Genomic DNA, 1,589 nt, shown 5'->3' on the forward strand with positions numbered 1-1,589 from the left:
GGTCGGCGTGACCTGGCTCGGCATCGACAACGGCACCTTCTGGGGCAACATGACCGCCAACGTCGACCTGTGGGACGACGTGGTGAACGGCGTCTGGAAGAGCCTCGCCTTCGGCGCCGTGGTCACGCTGATCGGCGTGTTCCAGGGCTACACCACGCCGCCGACCAGCGAGGGCGTGGCCTACGCCACCACGCGCACCGTGGTGTTCTCGTCCATCGTCGTGCTGGCGCTGGACTTCGTGCTTACCGCATTCCTGATGTGAGGATCGCGCCGTGACGCAGAGACGTTCCTACGCCGTCGGCACCGGCCTGTTCATCGTGCTCGGTTTCGCCGCGCTGGCCTACCTGGCCACGCAGACCACCAGCGTCGCCAACTACCGCCAGGGCGACAGCTACGCGGTCAAGGCGCGCTTCGGCAACGTCGGCCAGCTGAAGCTGCGCGCGCCGGTGAAGATCGCCGGCGTGCGCATCGGTTCGGTGGCCTCGGTGCAGCTCGAGCCGGAAAAGCTCGACGCGCTGGTGACGCTCAGCATCGACAAGCGTTTCCACGAGATTCCCGACGATTCCTCGGCGGTGATATTCACCAGCGGTTTACTGGGCGACCAGTACGTTGGCATCCAGCCCGGCGGCTCGCCGGAGATGCTGAAGGACGGCGACGAGCTGATCCTGACCCAGTCGGCGCTGCAGCTCGAGGACCTGATCGGCAAGTTCCTGGTCAACGGCTCGGGCGATGCCAACAAGAAGCCCGCGCCGACCCAGGGCACCACCAAGCCCGCGGGCGGCGCGTGAAGCGCGGGCGTCGAGGAGATTTCCCCACCATGATGTTGCGCACCCTGGCTTTCGCATTCGCCCTGACCATCACCGCGGTGGCCGTTCCGGCGCTGGCCGACCCGATGCCGCCGCAGCAGGTCGTGCAGACCATCGCCGACGACCTTTCGAAGGCCATCGAGGGCCACCAGCAGCAGTTGAAGAGCGACAAGGAAGCGATGATCAAGATCATCGACGACACCTTCCTGCCGCATTTCGACATCGACTACGCCTCCATCCTGGTGCTGGGCATGCACGCGCGCGAGGCCACGCCCGAGCAGCGCGAGCGCTTCGCCAAGGCGTTCTACAACTCGATCACGCACCGTTACGCGGAGGGCCTGCTGAACTACACGCGCGGCCGCGTGCACGTGCTGCCGTTCAAGGGCGACCTCAACGACAAGCGCTCGATCGTGCAGACCCAGGTGGTGCTGGACGACGGCAAGACGGTGTCGGTCGACTACGCTTTCCGCAAGACCCGCGAAGGCGACTGGAAAGCCTACGACGTGATCATCGAGGGCATCTCCTACGTCGCCAACTACCGCAACCAGGTCGATGCCGAGGTCAAGAAGGACGGCATCGACGGCCTGATCACGCGGCTGGAGACGCAGGGCGAGAAGGCGCTCGACACGCTGCAGCAGAACGCCGCCCCGGCGAAGACGAACTGAGCCCGCCGTGGCCGACGTCGGATTCCGCCTGGATCGTCCCGACGCCGACACGCTCGCGCTGTCGGGCGCGCTGACCTTCGCCACCGCGGCGGTGGCGCTGGAACGGGCCGGCGCTGCG

The 1,589-nt window shown here is 66.6% G+C and carries 3 protein-coding genes; all 3 read left to right on the forward strand.

The window, feature by feature from the left end:
- Positions 1-262 (forward strand): ABC transporter permease (locus tag ABFC67_RS05970; RefSeq protein ID WP_346737129.1); only part of this gene is annotated, 262 nt, incomplete at its 5' end.
- Between the two features lie 10 nt (positions 263-272).
- Positions 273-788, forward strand: a complete 516-nt coding sequence (gene mlaD, locus ABFC67_RS05975) for an outer membrane lipid asymmetry maintenance protein MlaD (RefSeq protein ID WP_346737130.1) — start codon at positions 273-275, stop codon at positions 786-788.
- 32 nt (positions 789-820) lie between these two features.
- Positions 821-1,471: an ABC transporter substrate-binding protein gene (locus ABFC67_RS05980; RefSeq protein ID WP_346737131.1), complete on the forward strand. Its 651-nt coding sequence runs from the start codon at positions 821-823 to the stop codon at positions 1,469-1,471.
- The last annotated feature ends 118 nt before the right edge of the window (positions 1,472-1,589 follow it).

Source organism: Mizugakiibacter sp. (genome assembly GCF_039680435.1).
In the GTDB taxonomy this organism is placed as follows: domain Bacteria; phylum Pseudomonadota; class Gammaproteobacteria; order Xanthomonadales; family Rhodanobacteraceae; genus Mizugakiibacter.